Genomic DNA, 16,596 nt, shown 5'->3' with positions numbered 1-16,596 from the left:
TATGTACTGGATATATAATATACTTCTCATTATCTATTGGATTGGCTTAATACCAGTGATTCTCTATCGATTAGCCTTTGAAGAAGGATTCTACGAGCGTATTAAACAAAGTGCGGGATTCATGCCGAGCACATTGATGAAAAAAATAGAAGGTAAACGTGCTATATGGTTACATGCAGCATCTGTGGGAGAAATTGTAGCTACCAGTCCTTTGGTGAAGGATATAAAAAAGAGCTTTCCTGAGGCAGTAGTAGTTGTATCTGTAGTTACCGCTACGGGTCATGCTATGGCACGACGTATTATACCAGAAGCAGAAGGGATTATTTTCTTTCCTTTGGATTTACCTTTTTTAACACGAAGAATTTTGAACATTATAAAGCCTATTGCTATTTTACTAGTAGAAACTGAAATTTGGCCAAATTTTCTTCGTATTGCGAAAGATGAAGAAATTCCAGTAATGATGGTTAATGGCCGTATTAGTGATCGCTCTATGTCACGATACATGCATATCAAGTCCTTCATGCGAGATATGCTGGGGTCCATTGATCGATTTTGTATGCAATCAAAGTTGGATGCAGAATATATTTCTGTACTAGGTGCAAATGTGAAAGAAGTGACTGTCACAGGAAATACTAAGTACGACCAAACTTATGCAACGGTTACGGATGAAGAAAAAGAACAATTACAACATGAATTTGGCTTTGGACATAATCATCCTATCATCGTGGCGGGCAGTACCCATAAAGGGGAAGAAGATAAACTGTTCCAAGCTTTCAAGGAAATTTTACAATCTTACCCGAATGCACGATTGCTCATAGCACCTCGTGAAATTATGCGTGGTAATGATGTAAAAGCGTTATCTCAAAAATATGGGCTTAAAGCGATTTGTCGCAGCACCATGACAGAACCTGTACACGAAGAAATTCCAGTGGTAATTTTAGATACTATTGGAGAATTAGGTCGTTTATATAGTTTAGGTGATATCATTTTTGTGGGAGGCTCTTTAGTCAAAACGGGAGGGCACAATATTTTGGAACCAGCCGCTCATGGCAAGCCTATTATTGTGGGACCTCATATGTTTAACTTCAAGGAAATCTACAGCTTATTAAGTTCCCGTGGGGCGTGTACAATGGTACATGATGAAAGTGAACTGTTAGAAGTGTTGCAAACGTTGTGTGCGAACGAAACTATGCGAGAAGATATGAGTCGTCATTGTTTGGAAGTAGTCTGTGAAAATCGTGGTGCTACACAACGTAATACAGAGGAGCTGCGACGTCTTTTTGAGCGGTTTCACATTGTTCCTTAATCAGTTCATCTTAGTTTTAATATCCTAGGCTATACTAGAGGGATACGGAGGAGGTTTACTCATGAAAGGAGAACAACTCTTTAAACATATCATCAGCGGGCAGATGCAAGGCTCATTAGGAGATGCTCTGCGTGGTGGTTTAGAAAAGGCTAGTAAGGTCTATGAAAGAGTCGTAGAATATCGCAATGAACGATATAACCATCCACATAGAGTGTTACATATGCCAGTGCCAGTCATTAGTATAGGAAATATTACAGTGGGGGGGACAGGTAAAACACCGATGGTGCGCTATGTGTGTGAAGTGTTAGATACAGACCAACATACAGTGAGTGTCTTAAGTCGTGGGTACAAAGCGGATAATAATAAAAAACCCATCGTCGTATCTAGACAAGGGACGGTAGATGTGTCTTCTTTTATCAGTGGTGATGAAGCGTGGTTGTTGGCAAAAACATTACCTAATGCGAATGTCATTATTGGTTCTAAGCGTGTGGAGTCTGCGAAAATTGCCGTAGAAGATATGCACTCCGATGTACTTGTATTAGATGATGGCTTTCAACATCGAGCATTGGGCCGTGATGCAGACATTGTGTTGATCGATGCAAGTCACCCATTTGGCTATGGGGCGGTGTTACCAAGAGGTTTGTTACGAGAACCTTTGACGAACTTGAAGCGAGCTACTTACATTGTGTTAACGAAAACGAATCAAGTAGAACCAGAACAACTGGAAGCACTACGTGAGGAGATTCATTCCTTGGCACCTCTTGTTCCTGTAGCAGAAACCATTCATCAAACAGTGGGCTTTCAAACCTTGGAAGAATGGAGCCATAATGGGATGATTCATGACATTAGTAACTATGATGGGACTCCTTTATTAGCGATTAGCGGTATTGGACAACCTAGTTCTTTCATTTCTAATTTGAAAAGTTATGGATTCGCTGTACAGGATATGATGAGTTTTGGTGACCACTATGATTATAGTGAAGAAGATGTTGTGAAACTGTGGCAACATTGTTTTAAAACAGGGATTCAAGGCATTATTACAACGGAAAAAGATGCAGTGAAACTATCTCAAGTACGGGCCATCCGTGATTTGAAGATTCCTGTCTATGTATTAGTGATTGGCATCGAATTTACCAAAGGTGAAGACGATTTTAAATCCTATGTGTTGCAAATAGCAAAGGGGAAATAATATGCGTATAGCTTGTATTATTCCAGCGCGCTATGGATCTACACGATTACCGGGTAAACCCTTAGCGATGATTGGTAATAAACCAATGATTCAACGGGTCTATGAGCAAGTGTCGAAAGCGACGGAAATTCATGAGGTCATTGTGGCTACTGATGATGAACGAGTCTATGATGCTGTCACCCAATTTGGTGGACAGGTGATGATGACAAGAACGGATCATTTGACCGGCACTGATCGCTTAGCGGAAGTAGCAGCTGCAAGAACTGATATTGATGTGATCATTAATGTGCAAGGTGATGAGCCACTCATTGATGCATCGGTTATCGATACATTGGCACGTCAGTTTAAAGAAGACCCAACCCTACAAATGGGAACCGTAGGCTGTCCTTTGTTAGAAGAAGAATACAATGAGCCTAGTGCTGTGAAAGTCATCGTGAATCGACTAGGGAATGCTATGTATTTTTCCAGATCTTTGATTCCTTACCCTAGACATGCATTTGTGATACCGCCATTGAAGCATGTAGGTATGTATGGATATAATCGTCAGTTCCTATTAACCTATGCTAAGATGGAACCGACACCAGCAGAATTAACTGAATCCTTAGAACAGTTACGAGCATTAGAAAATGGATATACTATCCGAGTGATTACTACAGACCAGCGTTTTGTTGGAGTAGATACACTAGAAGATTTAGAACGAGTGAATGAAATATTTCACCAATTAGAAGCATAAACGATTTCGTTTAGAGAGGAGATACAATGAAAACAGTACAAGTAGGCAATCTCACCCTTGGTGGAGGTAAAGGCTTATTTCTATTGGCAGGTCCATGTGTAATTGAGGGCTATGAACGTACATTAGAGATTGGTCGTCGTGCGAAAGCAATTTGCGATAAAGTGGGTATTCCTTATGTATTCAAAGCATCATTTGATAAAGCCAATCGCTCTAGCTATTCTTCCTTCCGTGGTCCAGGATTGGTAGAAGGTTTAGAGATTTTGAAAGCTATCAAAGAAGAGTTACAAGTGCCGGTAGTGAGTGATATCCACGATATTACTCAAATTGATGCAGCTGCAGAAGTGCTAGATATTCTTCAAATTCCAGCCTTTTTATGCCGCCAAACTGACTTGGTGTACGGAGCAGCAGCGACTGGAAAATGCGTGAATGTGAAAAAAGGTCAATTCATGGCTCCTAAAGATATGAGCAATGTGTTGAAAAAAATGGAAGAATCTGGTAATCAAAATTTGATGCTTACAGAACGTGGTTTTAGTTTTGGCTATAACAACTTGGTTGTGGATATGAGATCTTTCCCAATTATGCGCTCTTTTGATTATCCAGTTATCTTTGATGCTACACATTCCGTACAACTACCAGGTGGGGCAGGTACAGCTTCTTCTGGACAACGTGAATTCGTGGCTAACTTAGCACGTGGTGCGGTAGCGAGTGGTGTGGATGGATTGTTCTTTGAAGTTCATGATAATCCAGAAGAAGCACTTTCAGATGGACCAAATATGTTATATTTAGATTCTTTAGAAGAATTATTAACTGATTTAGTGGCTATCGATAAAATCGTAAAAAAATAGCACAGATGTAAAGGATGCAGGTGAACTATGAAGATACTTGAACGAGCAGCACAGGTGCTCCAAGAAGAATCAAAAGCAGTGTTAGACTTAATTGAAACATTAGACCATCGTTTTGAAACGGCAGTAGAGTTAATCTTAGCCTCTAAAGGTCGCGTGGTCTGTACAGGTATGGGAAAATCTGGACATATTGCACGAAAAATTTCGGCTACATTAGCGAGTACTGGTACACCTGCATTATTTTTACACCCTGGTGAAGGGGTACATGGTGATTTAGGTATGGTTACATCTGATGATGTAGTACTAGCGTTCTCGAATAGTGGGGAAACTAGCGAAGTCATTAGTTTATTACCATCCTTGCGCCGAATAGGGGCTAAATTAATTTCTGTAGTGGGTAATCCAAGTTCCACATTGGGAAAAAACTCTGATGTAGTTTTGGTGGTATGCGTAGACAAAGAAGCATGCCCATTAGGATTAGCACCGACAAGTAGTACTACTGCGGCCTTGGCATTAGGCGATGCCTTAGCAGTATGTTTATTGGATCAACATAAATTTACTCCAGAAAATTTTGCTGTATTCCATCCAGGTGGTTCCTTAGGTCGCAAATTATTGCTAACCGTAGAAAATATTATGCATAGTGGAGATGATAATCCCATTATTCATAAAGGGGCCACTGTACAAGATGCCTTATTTGTAATGACCAACAAAGGGCTTGGAGCAGCAAATGTAGTAGATGAAGAAGGTAAGTTAATCGGTTTAGTAACAGATGGAGATATTCGTCGTGGCTTAGATTCTGGATGTAATTTCCTAGTATGGTCTGTGGAAGATATGATGACAAAATCGCCTCGTACTATTACAAAGGATAAGCTGGCAGCAGAAGCGCTTCACATGATGGAGAAAAATCAACCTAGACCTATTACCGTATTACCAGTTGTTGGTCAAGATGGAACAAGTCTTGGCTTAGTACATATTACTGATTTGTTGCGAAGAGGCATTGTGTAATGGCGATACGTTGTTTAGCCTTAGATGTGGATGGTGTTCTTACGAAAGGTGAGATTGTCTATACATCTAGTGGAGAAGAAATCAAAGCATTTCATGCAAAAGATGGATTAGGATTAGCCTTAGCACACCGGATGGGATTGCAAACTGCAATTATTACGGGCCGCATCTCTCCTATGGTAGAGCGACGGGCCAAAGAATTAAATATTTCTCAAATCCAAATGGGAAGTCATAATAAGAGTGCTGGATTACAAGAACTTTTACATACATTGGATTTAGAGGCTCATGAAGTAGCCTATATGGGTGATGATCTCAATGATTTAGGCATTATGTCTAAGGTGGGATTAGCTATGACACCACAAGATGGTGTACCAGAAATAAAAGAAGTAGCTCACTACATTTGTCAAGCCAAGGGTGGCGAGGGAGCTGTGCGTGAAGCAGTTGAGTATATTTTAAAACAAGAAGGACTTTGGGAGGATGCGGTGCGCTCATACCGTGAAGAATCTTACCAAGTAGGTCAGTAGAAAGGAGGCTTTCATGGCGGGAGAATGGCAATATACAGCATTAAAGACGATTAGTAAATTAGTTTGTGCATTACCCTATTCTACAATCTTATCCATTGGAGCATCTCTAGGACCTTTATATAGATTAGTAGGTAAAAAACAGGTCAAACGAGGATTACATAATCTGATGATTGGCCTTTCCATAGATGAAAAAGAAGCAGATGCCATATTAGGACGACTCTTTAAAAACTTGGGACGTTCTGTTATGGAAACACTATATATGCCCAATTTGACACCTGAGTTCATAAAAGAACATATTGAAATGCGAGGGCTAGAACACCTAGATGCAGCTGTTGCGGAAGATAAAGGTGTTGTAATTTTGACAGCCCACGTAGGCAATTGGGAATGGATGGGAGCAGCCCTAGCGGCTCATGGATATCCGTCCACAACGATTGTAAAAAAGCAACCAAATGCTCAATTCACACGATTGATGAATGAATACCGAGGAATGGTAGGGTTAGAAGTATTTGCTCGTGGCGGTTCCGAAATGAGAGGCGCTGCACAAGCGATGAAAGCGAAGAAACTATTAGGTTTCTTGGCGGACCAAGACGGATGGTACACAGGATTGCCGGTGATGTTCTTAGGGCAAGAGTCATCAGCGGTGACGGGGCCAGCATCGTTTGCGAAAAAATTCAAAGCTCCTGTAGTACCAGTCTTTACATCCCGTAAAGAAAATGGTCATATTGTTCATATTTTGCCAGCACTTCATTATAAGGATACTGGTGATGTGGAGAAAGATATGTTCCGCCTCACGGAAGAAACAGTGAAGGTAACAGAAGCGTTTATTAAAGAGCATCCTGATGAATGGTTGTGGTTCCAACATCGTTGGAATACAAAAATTCATGAAATTACAGATATTGAACATAAACTACAAGTGCGGGAGGCTGTGCATGAAGAACAATAAGAAACTTCTCCTCACGATTGTGGTAGGTATTTTAATTCTCTTAGGTTTTGGATATTTTCTATATGGTGGCACCGATACGACATCGGTAGGACCATCGGGTAATTCTATTAGCTTTAATGGTACAGAACTGAAAGAAGAAAAAAATGGACAACTCATTTGGTCAGTAAAAGCTGAGAAAATAAGTCTGGACCAAACGACGAAAGTCATCACTTTAGAAAATGTAACGGGTACCTTTCATAAAGATGGAACGACGCTGACTGTGAAGGCTCCGAAAGGACTCGTATCTAAGGATCATGGACAGATTACTTTATCAGGAGGTATTGAGGCAACTTCTAGTACAGGTGCTAGTCTCCGAACGGAAGGATTAGAGTATACTAGTAAAGAGCAGCTATTTAAGTCTATCTCAAAGTTTACCTATATTGATGCGGATACCACATTAGAAGGTGATGCATTAGAAGGTGATATGATTTTACAACAGGTGACAGCAAAAGGTCATGCTAAATTAATTCGCAAGTAGGAAGGATATTCATGAAATTACAACGTTTACTCATGGCAACCCTAATGGGAGGAGTCATGATGATTCCCGTATGGGCAGCAACAACGGATACCAATCCTGCGGGGAATGGATCCATAATGATTACTGCCGATCAGTTAACATATGACGGCATCAGTGGCCGTGCGGAAGCTAAAGGCAGTGTGGTCATTACAAAAGATGATAAAACTATGACAGGTGCCTCTGGTTGGTACAATACAAAAGATGAAGAAGGATTTTTAACAGGTGGCGTGAGCATGATTGGTAACAATATGTCCATGGCTGCTAGTGAAGTGCATGTCTTACATAATCACCAATTTGATGCTACAGGTAATGTACATCTACAGAAGGATGATCGTCAATTGTTCGGTGATCAAGTGAATTATAATACAGAAACTGGATATGGTGAGATTATTGGACATGGACAATTAGTGATGGCAGATAATGTATTGACAGGCCAACATATTACAGCTTTTACTAATCAAATATCTGCGACGGCTAAAGGGAATGTGACTTTATCTAGCGCTAGTCGTAATGTCAATGCTACAGCAGATGAGGCGGTGTACACACAAACTCCAAATCAGAATGATGGGGTAGCCTATTTAAAAGGTAATGCTAGGGCGGTTCAAAATGGGAATATCCTAGAAGCGCCGGAGTTAAAGATAGAACTTAGTGACAATAGTGCAGAAACGCTTGGTGGGCGTAGTACATTAATCATTACTCCAAAGTAAGGAGAGTTTATGTTTATTCAAACAAAGGATTTAGTGAAAACCTATAAATCAAGAAATGTAGTGGACAAAGTCAGTGTCCGTGTTGAAGAAGGCGAAATTGTAGGCTTGTTAGGTCCTAATGGTGCTGGAAAGACAACTACGTTTTATATGATTGTTGGTGTAGAAAAACCGACTTTAGGGAGTATCTGTATTGGCGATGTGGATGTGACCCACATGCCGATGTATAAGCGATCTGCCTATGGTATTGGATATTTGCCACAAGAGGCATCCATCTTCCGTAATTTAACAGTAGAAGATAATATCTTAGCCATGCTAGAAACCACCAATCTTTCTAAAGCAGAACAGAAGGATACAATGGAATCGTTATTAGAAGAATTTCATATCACTCACGTGCGTGACCGTTTGGGCATTCAGTTGTCTGGTGGTGAGCGCCGTCGTGTAGAAATTGCTAGAGCCATTGCTTTAAATCCTAAATTTATATTGCTAGATGAGCCTTTCGCAGGGGTGGATCCTATTGCAGTAGCAGACATTCAATCTATTATTCGCCATTTGAAAGATCGCGGTATTGGGGTACTCATTACAGACCATAATGTGCGTGAAACCTTGGGGATTGTAGATAAGGCGTATATCTTAAATAGTGGAACTATTTTATTAGAAGGTACCGCTGATGAAGTGGCTACTAGTGATGTGGCTCGTAAGTTTTACTTAGGTGATGATTTCCGAATGTAGGAGTGGATATGAGAATTTTAGATAAATATATATTGAAAGCTTTCATAGGGCCATTCCTGTTTGGTATTTTTGCGTTTACTAGTATCTTTATTGGTACGGGAACTCTATTTCGGATTGCTCAGTACATTACAGAATACGGAGCTAGTTTGTGGTCTGTGACCAGAGCTTTCTTACTAGCATTGCCGAATATCGTTATATTGACCTTCCCTATGTCGGTCCTATTAGGATCTTTGATGACATTTGGTCGATTAAGTGGTAGTAGCGAGATTATTGTCATGCGTGCAGGTGGGCAAAACTTCTTGCGCTTGGCTACACCAGTATATATTATGGCATTTTTAATTTCTCTGTGTTCCATTGGGTTCAATGAATATGTAGTACCGGCGGCGAACCATGCCTATCAAACGATTATCCGCGAGGAAATTATGAAGCGTGCTACACCGCAAACACAGGAACATATTGTGTTGAAAACCTTGGCAGACAAAAAAATTAATACGTTAATGTATGCTGGGAAATATGATAGCTCTACTAAACTGTTATCCGATATTACGGTGCAACAATTTACAGATGGGCAAGTGACACAAATTGAACGTGCTAAAACAGCGAATTGGAATGGTCAGTACTGGATTATGCATGACGGTACTATTTATGATATCAATGCATCCGGTGAGGGTATTGATCGTACATTAAAGTTTGAAGAACAAGTATTGCCCATTACACAAGATCCAGATAAAATTAGTCGTTCTCAACGCAAACCAGAAGAGATGACCATCAAAGAGATTAGACAGCAAATCAAAGCAATGGAAGCTACGGGTGGCAAGATTACAGAATGGCAAATGGAAATGTATCAACGATTTACCATTCCTGTGGCAAGTTTTATCTTTGCCTTAGTAGGAGCGCCATTAGGCTTGCAGAAACAACGGTCTAGTTCGTCTATTGGATTCGGTATTTCAGTGCTAGTTATCTTCATTTACTATGGTGTTATGACACTGTCAGGCGCCTTAGGCAAAGGTGGCGCTATACCACCGTTATTAGCAGCTTGGATCCCGAATACATTAGGTGTGATAGCTGGTTTATATTTAAACTGGAGAGTATCTAAATAAATAAGAGAGTATAGGGGGTAGCATGACATATACTATGTTATGCTACTCTTTTATATCTATTTCTAATACGTATATTGAGACCTTTTCCTTATAGCCATTGTAGTGTACTATGGATTTTGATATACTAAGTAAAGATATAGGACTAGTATTTGACATTGAGGTATACGACTATGTTAGTAGGACTACGAATTCTCCTCATCATTACGATTATGGGGGGATTAATTGCATTTTTAGGCGATAAAATTGGCACAAAAGTAGGAAAACGTCGCATGAGTTTGTTTGGGTTACGCCCTAAGCATACGTCTATCATTGTGACAATAGTAACGGGCATTTTAATTTCCGCAGCCACATTGGGTGTACTTAGTATTGCATCCAACAATGTGCGTACTGCTTTATTCGGTATGGATAAACTGAAAGCCGAGATGGCGCAACTTTCAGCAGATATCGACCAAAAAACGAAAGCATTACAACAAAGTAATGATGAATTGAATCAAAAAAATAAACAATTGCAAAAGGTACAAAGTGATGTACAAGCAACGGAACAAGAACTAGAAGAAACACGAAGCGCTTTAGCAAGTATGGGAGACCAATTGGTATCGATCCAAGAGGCCTATGCAGAAGCTGAGCATAAGTTGGTGGCGTCCAATGCGGAAGTAGGTCGTTTAGAAGATGTACGGACGCAACTAGAAAGTCATGTACAAAACTTACAAATAACAACAAAAGAATTAGAGGATGGTATCAATCATGTTCGAGAAGGCAATGTAGTATTCCGCAATGGGGAAGTCTTATCCCAAGCAGTGATTCGACCAGGCTTAGGGGAAGTGGAAAGCATGGCAGCCTTAACTAGTTTCTTGAAAGATACGAATCGTCTGATTTTGAATCGATTCCAAATGGAAGAGGAAAAAACAGTCATTTACGTAAGTCGAGATAATTTGAATGAAGTGGCAAAAGTAGTGGCCTCTACAGATAAACCATTGATGATTCGGGTTACTGCATCTGCCAACATTATTTATGGAGAACCAGCACTAGCAGAAATTCATGCATATCCTCATGATATGATTTTCAAAAAGGATACAGTTCTCTGGTCATCCTTAATAAATGGCGGTGACAGCGCACAAGATCAAGTGTTGGCTTTCTTAAAAGAAGTCAATGTAGAGGCAAAGAAACACGGTATCTTGCCTGATCCCATTACTGGCGAAGTGGGTTCTTTACCTGGCAATGAGCTATTTACTACGATACGAAAAGTTGAAAATCAACGTGGTCCTGTACGATTAGAGGCTGTTACTAGAGAAGATACTTTTACTAGTGGACCCGTACAGATTATGCTTCGTGTCATTCCGGTAAATCAGTGAGGTGTAGACAATGGCATTGGAACCTTATGTACTGGCAGTTGACCCAGGGCGTGATAAAACCGGAATTGCGATTCTTACTAGAGCATCTCAATTAGTGATGATGGATATTGTGCCCACTGATTCCGTAATGAGTGAATTACAATCTCTGTTAACGATGTATGCAGGGGTATCTGTTTTAGTCTGTGGAAATGGAACGAATCATAAAGCGGTAGGGACTATTGTAAAACATGTAGCAGAATCGCAAGGAAAAAAATTTAACTTTGTCAATGAAAAGCATACCACAGAAGAAGCACGGCGCCGTTATTTTGAAGTACATCCACCTACAGGGTGGCGAAAATTAGTGCCAAAAGGCATGTTATATCCTCCTGTTCCTGTGGATGATATTACGGCGTGGATAATAGGAGAACGTTGGTTAGTAACAAATAAGGAGTGAGTATCCGAAGGATGAAAGAACACAAAAGTAGAAAACGAAAATTAATGGATATGGCTATGCGCTACTTTATGATGATTATTGGTGCAGTCATTTATACCTATGGGCTAGATGTATTTCTCGTACCAAATCACCTGATTGATGGCGGTGTGGTGGGTATTGCGTTGATGGCGAGTAAGCTATCTGGTATCTCATTTAGTGTACTAGTTATGTTGATTAATCTACCGTTTTTATACGTAGGATATATGCAGATTGGTAAAAGTTTTACCATATCCACCCTATTCGCCATAGCGTGCATTTCCGTATTTTCTGCTTTCATGCATCATGTGCCGCCTATTGTGCATGACCCATTACTGGCAGCTGTTTTTGGCGGAATTATCCTTGGCCTTGGGGTAGGGATTATTATACGAAATGGTGGGTCCTTAGATGGATCGGAAATTGTAGCCATCATCTTTGATAAAAAGAGCTCTTTTTCCGTAGGTGAAATCGTCATGTTCCTAAACTTCTTTATTTTAGGAGCAGCGGGCTTTGTATATGATTGGAATAGCGCTATGTATTCCTTGATTGCCTATTTCGTAGCCTATAAAATGATGGACTTAGTCATTACGGGTGTAGAAGAATCGAAAGGCGTTATGGTCATCACTGATAAATCGGAAGAAGTAGCTGATGTGGTGATGCATCGATTGGGGCGTGGTGTTACTTTACTATATGGTGAAGGGGCGTATACAAAGACTCCAAAACGTATCATTTACTGTGTGGTAACACGGTTAGAATTAACAAAATTGAAAGATATTATTTATGAAGTGGATGACAATGCTTTCATCACCATCAATGATGTTCATGATGTATTCGGTGGGCAGTTCGGTAAAAAATCAATCCATTAATCGATGATTACAAGATACGTATTAGTACGCATCCTTAGAATAGGAGGAACTATGGAAAAAGATACAGCCATAGGCAGTCAAATTTTGAAAGAAGCTCGTGAGTGGATACAAGCTATTATTGTGGCTCTTATTGTAGCCATGTTAACGCATATATTTATTGTGCAACCTACGAGAGTGTCTGGGGAATCAATGGAGGATACCTTACATAATGGGGACTTCTTGTTAATTAGTAAATGGTCTCACGTGATGCGAGACATACCCAATTATGAAGATATTGTCATCATTGATAGCCGGGTGCAACGAGAACGCTCTTGGAAAGATGATGTGATGGAACCGTTGATGAACTATGCTAGTGTGGTAGTTCCATCCTTGCAAGGACATGATGTGTGGGTAAAACGAGTGATCGGTCGTCCAGGTGATACATTAGAATTTAAAGAAGGCCATGTGTGGAGAAATGGTACCAAGCTAAACGAGACGTATACTAAAAAAGAAACGATGAAGTTTGAACGCTCTCTACCAATTACTGTTCCAGAAGGGCATGTATTTGTGATGGGAGACAATCGCAATCATTCTTCAGATAGCCGTTTTATTGGATTCGTACCAGCAGATCATGTACTTGGTAAATTAGCGTATCATATACGTAATCCATTCTAACTATAATAGAATACAATTTTTGGAATCCTGTGCCTTGGCATAGGATTTCCATATATCCTAAGAAAGGTGGAGAGATAGATGAGTGAAGGTTTAATCTTAGTCAACACAGGAGACGGGAAAGGCAAGACAACAGCGGCTTTGGGCGTTGCTCTGCGTTCAGCAGGTTGTGGTAGAAAGGTGCTTATTTTACAATTTATTAAAAGTGGTGCGAATTATGGCGAATTAGCAGGCATTGACTTATTACCTACGGTAGAAATTAGATCCATGGGCAAAGGCTTTATCTTTCACAAGCAAGAAGAATCAGAAGAAAAAATGAAGGAACATCAACAAGCAGCCAAAGAAGCATGGGCTATGGTGGAAAGAGAAGTGAAATCTGGACAATGGGATTTGATTATCCTCGATGAAATCAATTATGCCATTCATTATGGATTAGTAGATGTAGAGACAGTGGTAAACTTGCTGAAAACAAAACCTGAGAACTTGGACATGATTTTAACAGGTCGCAACGCACGTCCAGAAATTGTTGAATTGGCGCATACAGTCACAGAAATGAAAGTTATCAAACATGCCTATCAGCAAGGAATTAAAGCAAAGCGTGGCATAGAGTTTTAACTCAGGCGGTTTAAGTATGTGTTTGGCTACTAGATGTTGCAGAAAATAAAAGGCTTATGCAAAAACCACATCGAAAATCTTAAAAATAGTTCTTGCGTAAGTGCAGAAAAACAAGTACAATAATAGTGTACTAATTTAGTGCTTTACATGGAAAGGTTTCCATGTTTGGATATGATATTAATTCAAGGGGGTTATACCTATGGCTATCACAAATTATGTAAAAACGGCTGAATTTGCAACAGAAAAACACGTTCCAGTTATCACAGCACCTGACACTGTAAAATCTGGCGAACGCGTAGTCATCGAATTAGAAGTGGGTAAAGAAATTGCTCATCCTAACACAGTAGAACATCATATTTCTTGGATCAAATTATACTATGTAGAAGAAGGTACACAACTTCCTTACGAAGTAGCTCGTCTTGAGTTCAACGTACATGGTGAAGCACCTACAGGCGCTAACGAAGGTCCTGTACATGCAGAAGCAGCTGGTGTTGTTACAGCATCTTTCAAAAAATCTGGTCGTTTGATCGCAACATCTTACTGCAACATCCACGGCTTGTGGGAATCTGAAAAAGATATCGTTGTAGAAGGCTAATTTTAGAGATATAACTGAATTGGTTATTATAAGGACTGTGTCCCTTACCTTGGTGAGGAACATGGTCCTTTGTTGTTATAGCGTGTTGGTGTATGTTTTTGAGCGTATAGGCAACGTGTCAACATAGTCGTATATTGCATCATAATATCTACTATAAAAAGACAAATGTATGATAAAAATAGGAAAATGTTATAAAAATCCTTTACTTTACTAGCGTAGTATGGTAGATTAATATAGATATTGTTTTATACTTTAGTATCTTATAAATGAGGGATTGCAGTGGCATTAATAGTGAAAAAATTTGGTGGTAGCTCTGTGGCGACACCTGAAAAAATATTTAACATTGTAAATCGCGTGTTACGTGATAAACAACCAGAGGATCGTATTGTGGTGGTTGTTTCTGCCATGGGCGATACAACAGATGATTTGGTAAACTTGGCGAAAGAAGTAACTTCTATGCCGTATGGTCGTGAAATGGACCGTCTTCTTTCTACAGGAGAGCAAGTAACGATTGCATTGATGGCACTGGCGTTCCAAGCAAAAGGTCATGCAGCAGTTTCTATGACTGGTGAACAAGCAGGCATTGCTACTAGTGATGCATTTGGTAAAGCTCGAATTTTAGAGATTGAACCGAAACGTGTACTAGAAGCGTTAGAAGCGGGCAATATTGTCGTTGTAGCAGGGTTCCAAGGTATGACGGAAGCAGGGGATATCACTACGTTGGGACGTGGTGGTTCCGATACCACAGCCGTAGCATTAGCAGGGGCTATGCAAGCTGATGTATGTGAAATCTTTACAGATGTAGATGGGGTATACTCCACAGATCCACGAGTGGCACCAGGTGCTGTAAAATTGAAAGAAATCACTTATGGTGAAATGCTAGAAATGGCGCGCTTAGGGGCAGGCGTTATGCAACCAAGAGCGGTCGAAATGGGACATCGGTATGGGGTGCCAATTCATGTACGATCTACTTTCAGTGATGAAGAAGGCACGATAATTCGAGAGGAGTATACAATGAAAGCAAATCAATACGCGATTACAGGCGTTGCAGATGATACTAATGTGGCAAAAGTAAGCCTTGTAGGGGTGGAAAATATTCCAGGTGTGGCACATCAAGTGTTCCAAGCGTTGGCTAATAAGAGTATCGACGTAGACATGATTGTGCAAAGCATCCGCACTACAGATGATAAACGAACAGATATTGTGTTCACTATCACACGTGATGACGTGAACCTAGCGAAACAAGTGCTTGATGAACTTGGTCAATCCATGTCTATCGAAGAGTGTGTGATCAACGAAAATATGGCGAAGGTGTCTATTATTGGAGCAGGTATGTTGGGGCAACCAGGGGTAGCTGCGAAAATGTTTGGCATTTTATCTGACGAAGGCGTGAATATCGAGATTATCAGCACATCTGAAATCAGTATTTCTTGCCTTATCGGAGAAGAACATATTAAAACGGCAGTTCGTGCCATCCACGATAAGTTAGTATTAGACGGCAGAGGTTAAGTAACGACTAGAAAAGAAGGTATGGGAATGAATGATAAGAAAAAGGAACGATATATACAACTAGGGTTGTTGAGCGGATTGGTGATACTAGGAGTTCTAGTGTACGTCCTTGTTCCAGGTTTCTATGATGACATGTGGGAATTAATTCTTTCTGGTGATGTACAGCGCATGGCGGAAGTATTACAATCTTATGGTCCGTGGGCCATGGTGATCAGCTTTGTTTTGGATGTGCTCATCAATGCACTAGGATTTTTACCGTCCATCTTCTTTTCCACAGCTAACGGCTTGCTATTTGGTCTAGTACCAGGGATAATTATCTCTTGGCTAGCAGAAACAGTGGGCGTTGTACTGAGCTTTATGATTATGCGCTATATCTTGCGAGATACGGCGCATAAGGTTATAGAAAAGAGCGAGTTTTTACTGAAAGTGGATGACTTTAGTGGTAAAAATGGTTTGACTGTCATGCTCTTCGCTCGTGCCATTCCTTATTTTCCAAGTGGTATCATTACTGCCTTGGGAGCGATTAGCCAAATCTCTTTGCGCGATTACATTATCGCCAACTTGGTGGGCAAATTCCCTTCCACAGCACTAGAAGTCATCGTCGGTCATGATGCGGTGCTATTACAAGATAACTTAGGTCGTTTAACAATCGTCATACTCGTTGCGTCGGTTTTGTATTTCCTATTGTGGAAAGGATACCAACGGTGGGTGAAACGGCGATAATATAATAGGATGCCTCCGGCTGTCTGTAGGAGTGGTGCATCTCACTGTCTGAAACAGTAAGACATCTACTAAGAGAATCTATGGCCTTAATATGAATAAACATATAAAGAGGAACGTTGATAATGTTTGATCAACGTTCCTTTTTTGTCTTATGATAATTTGTTTAGTCGATAGTATAACGTAATATAATCTATGTATGGTATCGTACT

19 protein-coding genes are annotated in these 16,596 nt (G+C 40.3%); all 19 read left to right on the top strand.

Translation table 11 applies throughout. From position 1 onward, the window contains the following. Position 1: 1 nt before the first annotated feature. Positions 2-1,306, top strand: coding sequence for a 3-deoxy-D-manno-octulosonic acid transferase (locus EO127_RS03010; RefSeq protein ID WP_127447945.1), 1,305 nt, complete (start codon positions 2-4; stop codon positions 1,304-1,306). A 61-nt stretch (positions 1,307-1,367) separates the two neighbouring features. Further along, positions 1,368-2,495, top strand: a complete 1,128-nt coding sequence (gene lpxK / locus EO127_RS03005) for a tetraacyldisaccharide 4'-kinase (protein ID WP_127447944.1) — start codon at positions 1,368-1,370, stop codon at positions 2,493-2,495. 1 nt (position 2,496) lies between these two features. Beyond that, a complete protein-coding gene (gene kdsB / locus EO127_RS03000) occupies positions 2,497-3,228 on the top strand; it encodes a 3-deoxy-manno-octulosonate cytidylyltransferase (RefSeq protein ID WP_127447943.1) in 732 nt (243 codons plus the stop codon). Between the two features lie 26 nt (positions 3,229-3,254). Continuing rightward, entirely contained in the window at positions 3,255-4,073 is an 819-nt protein-coding gene (kdsA, locus tag EO127_RS02995) for a 3-deoxy-8-phosphooctulonate synthase (protein WP_127068662.1), read from the top strand. Positions 4,074-4,100: 27 nt separating this feature from the next. Beyond that, positions 4,101-5,072 carry an SIS domain-containing protein gene (locus tag EO127_RS02990; protein ID WP_127068663.1) on the top strand — a complete coding sequence of 324 codons (972 nt, stop codon included), beginning with the start codon at positions 4,101-4,103 and terminating at the stop codon, positions 5,070-5,072. Beyond that, positions 5,072-5,593, top strand: a complete 522-nt coding sequence (locus tag EO127_RS02985) for an HAD family hydrolase (protein WP_127447942.1) — start codon at positions 5,072-5,074, stop codon at positions 5,591-5,593. The genes EO127_RS02990 and EO127_RS02985 overlap by 1 nt, the downstream gene beginning before the upstream one ends. Positions 5,594-5,606: 13 nt before the next feature. Further along, positions 5,607-6,536 (top strand): lysophospholipid acyltransferase family protein, encoded by a 930-nt coding sequence (locus tag EO127_RS02980; RefSeq protein WP_127447941.1) that lies wholly within the window; start codon positions 5,607-5,609, stop codon positions 6,534-6,536. Beyond that, positions 6,523-7,053, top strand: a complete 531-nt coding sequence (gene lptC / locus EO127_RS02975; protein ID WP_164742265.1) for an LPS export ABC transporter periplasmic protein LptC — start codon at positions 6,523-6,525, stop codon at positions 7,051-7,053. Before EO127_RS02980 ends, lptC begins: the two co-directional genes overlap by 14 nt. A gap of 11 nt (positions 7,054-7,064) precedes the next feature. After that, complete coding sequence (locus EO127_RS02970; protein WP_127447939.1) at positions 7,065-7,799, top strand: LptA/OstA family protein; 735 nt, start codon at positions 7,065-7,067, stop codon at positions 7,797-7,799. Positions 7,800-7,808: 9 nt separating this feature from the next. Next, a complete protein-coding gene (gene lptB, locus EO127_RS02965) occupies positions 7,809-8,528 on the top strand; it encodes an LPS export ABC transporter ATP-binding protein (RefSeq protein ID WP_127447938.1) in 720 nt (239 codons plus the stop codon). Positions 8,529-8,536: 8 nt separating this feature from the next. Beyond that, complete coding sequence (locus EO127_RS02960; RefSeq protein WP_127068669.1) at positions 8,537-9,628, top strand: LptF/LptG family permease; 1,092 nt, start codon at positions 8,537-8,539, stop codon at positions 9,626-9,628. Between the two features lie 170 nt (positions 9,629-9,798). Continuing rightward, the gene (locus EO127_RS02955; RefSeq protein ID WP_127447937.1) at positions 9,799-10,980 is read left to right on the top strand and encodes a DUF3084 domain-containing protein; all 1,182 of its coding nucleotides are present in this window, start codon (positions 9,799-9,801) and stop codon (positions 10,978-10,980) included. Between the two features lie 10 nt (positions 10,981-10,990). Continuing rightward, positions 10,991-11,413: a hypothetical protein gene (locus EO127_RS02950; RefSeq protein ID WP_127447936.1), complete on the top strand. Its 423-nt coding sequence runs from the start codon at positions 10,991-10,993 to the stop codon at positions 11,411-11,413. A gap of 11 nt (positions 11,414-11,424) precedes the next feature. Continuing rightward, positions 11,425-12,294, top strand: a complete 870-nt coding sequence (locus tag EO127_RS02945; RefSeq protein ID WP_240626885.1) for a YitT family protein — start codon at positions 11,425-11,427, stop codon at positions 12,292-12,294. A gap of 51 nt (positions 12,295-12,345) precedes the next feature. Continuing rightward, positions 12,346-12,948 carry a signal peptidase I gene (gene lepB, locus EO127_RS02940; RefSeq protein WP_127068672.1) on the top strand — a complete coding sequence of 201 codons (603 nt, stop codon included), beginning with the start codon at positions 12,346-12,348 and terminating at the stop codon, positions 12,946-12,948. Between the two features lie 78 nt (positions 12,949-13,026). After that, positions 13,027-13,560, top strand: coding sequence for a cob(I)yrinic acid a,c-diamide adenosyltransferase (gene cobO / locus EO127_RS02935; protein WP_127447935.1), 534 nt, complete (start codon positions 13,027-13,029; stop codon positions 13,558-13,560). Between the two features lie 199 nt (positions 13,561-13,759). Next, complete coding sequence (locus tag EO127_RS02930; RefSeq protein WP_127447934.1) at positions 13,760-14,155, top strand: class II SORL domain-containing protein; 396 nt, start codon at positions 13,760-13,762, stop codon at positions 14,153-14,155. A 279-nt stretch (positions 14,156-14,434) separates the two neighbouring features. Then, the gene (locus EO127_RS02925) at positions 14,435-15,664 is read left to right on the top strand and encodes an aspartate kinase (protein WP_127068674.1); all 1,230 of its coding nucleotides are present in this window, start codon (positions 14,435-14,437) and stop codon (positions 15,662-15,664) included. Between the two features lie 27 nt (positions 15,665-15,691). Further along, positions 15,692-16,387, top strand: coding sequence for a TVP38/TMEM64 family protein (locus EO127_RS02920; protein ID WP_127447933.1), 696 nt, complete (start codon positions 15,692-15,694; stop codon positions 16,385-16,387). Positions 16,388-16,596 lie beyond the last annotated feature (209 nt).

The sequence above is a fragment of the Veillonella sp. 3310 genome, from assembly GCF_003999875.1.
Lineage (GTDB): Bacteria > Bacillota > Negativicutes > Veillonellales > Veillonellaceae > F0422.
This window is presented reverse-complemented; position numbering and strand designations above follow the sequence as displayed.

Excerpts from the sequence above, each read along its gene's own strand:
- EO127_RS02945 (WP_240626885.1), top strand. The coding sequence starts at position 11,425 with ATGAAAGAACACAAAAGTAGAAAACGAAAATTAATGGATATGGCTATG.
- lptB (WP_127447938.1), top strand. The coding sequence starts at position 7,809 with ATGTTTATTCAAACAAAGGATTTAGTGAAAACCTATAAATCAAGAAAT.
- EO127_RS02955 (WP_127447937.1), top strand. The coding sequence starts at position 9,799 with ATGTTAGTAGGACTACGAATTCTCCTCATCATTACGATTATGGGGGGA.
- EO127_RS02920 (WP_127447933.1), top strand. The coding sequence starts at position 15,692 with ATGAATGATAAGAAAAAGGAACGATATATACAACTAGGGTTGTTGAGC.
- kdsA (WP_127068662.1), top strand. The coding sequence starts at position 3,255 with ATGAAAACAGTACAAGTAGGCAATCTCACCCTTGGTGGAGGTAAAGGC.
- EO127_RS03010 (WP_127447945.1), top strand. The coding sequence starts at position 2 with ATGTACTGGATATATAATATACTTCTCATTATCTATTGGATTGGCTTA.
- EO127_RS02990 (WP_127068663.1), top strand. The coding sequence starts at position 4,101 with ATGAAGATACTTGAACGAGCAGCACAGGTGCTCCAAGAAGAATCAAAA.
- EO127_RS02930 (WP_127447934.1), top strand. The coding sequence starts at position 13,760 with ATGGCTATCACAAATTATGTAAAAACGGCTGAATTTGCAACAGAAAAA.
- EO127_RS02950 (WP_127447936.1), top strand. The coding sequence starts at position 10,991 with ATGGCATTGGAACCTTATGTACTGGCAGTTGACCCAGGGCGTGATAAA.
- EO127_RS02985 (WP_127447942.1), top strand. The coding sequence starts at position 5,072 with ATGGCGATACGTTGTTTAGCCTTAGATGTGGATGGTGTTCTTACGAAA.
- EO127_RS02980 (WP_127447941.1), top strand. The coding sequence starts at position 5,607 with ATGGCGGGAGAATGGCAATATACAGCATTAAAGACGATTAGTAAATTA.
- EO127_RS02970 (WP_127447939.1), top strand. The coding sequence starts at position 7,065 with ATGAAATTACAACGTTTACTCATGGCAACCCTAATGGGAGGAGTCATG.
- kdsB (WP_127447943.1), top strand. The coding sequence starts at position 2,497 with ATGCGTATAGCTTGTATTATTCCAGCGCGCTATGGATCTACACGATTA.
- lptC (WP_164742265.1), top strand. The coding sequence starts at position 6,523 with ATGAAGAACAATAAGAAACTTCTCCTCACGATTGTGGTAGGTATTTTA.
- cobO (WP_127447935.1), top strand. The coding sequence starts at position 13,027 with ATGAGTGAAGGTTTAATCTTAGTCAACACAGGAGACGGGAAAGGCAAG.
- lpxK (WP_127447944.1), top strand. The coding sequence starts at position 1,368 with ATGAAAGGAGAACAACTCTTTAAACATATCATCAGCGGGCAGATGCAA.
- EO127_RS02960 (WP_127068669.1), top strand. The coding sequence starts at position 8,537 with ATGAGAATTTTAGATAAATATATATTGAAAGCTTTCATAGGGCCATTC.
- lepB (WP_127068672.1), top strand. The coding sequence starts at position 12,346 with ATGGAAAAAGATACAGCCATAGGCAGTCAAATTTTGAAAGAAGCTCGT.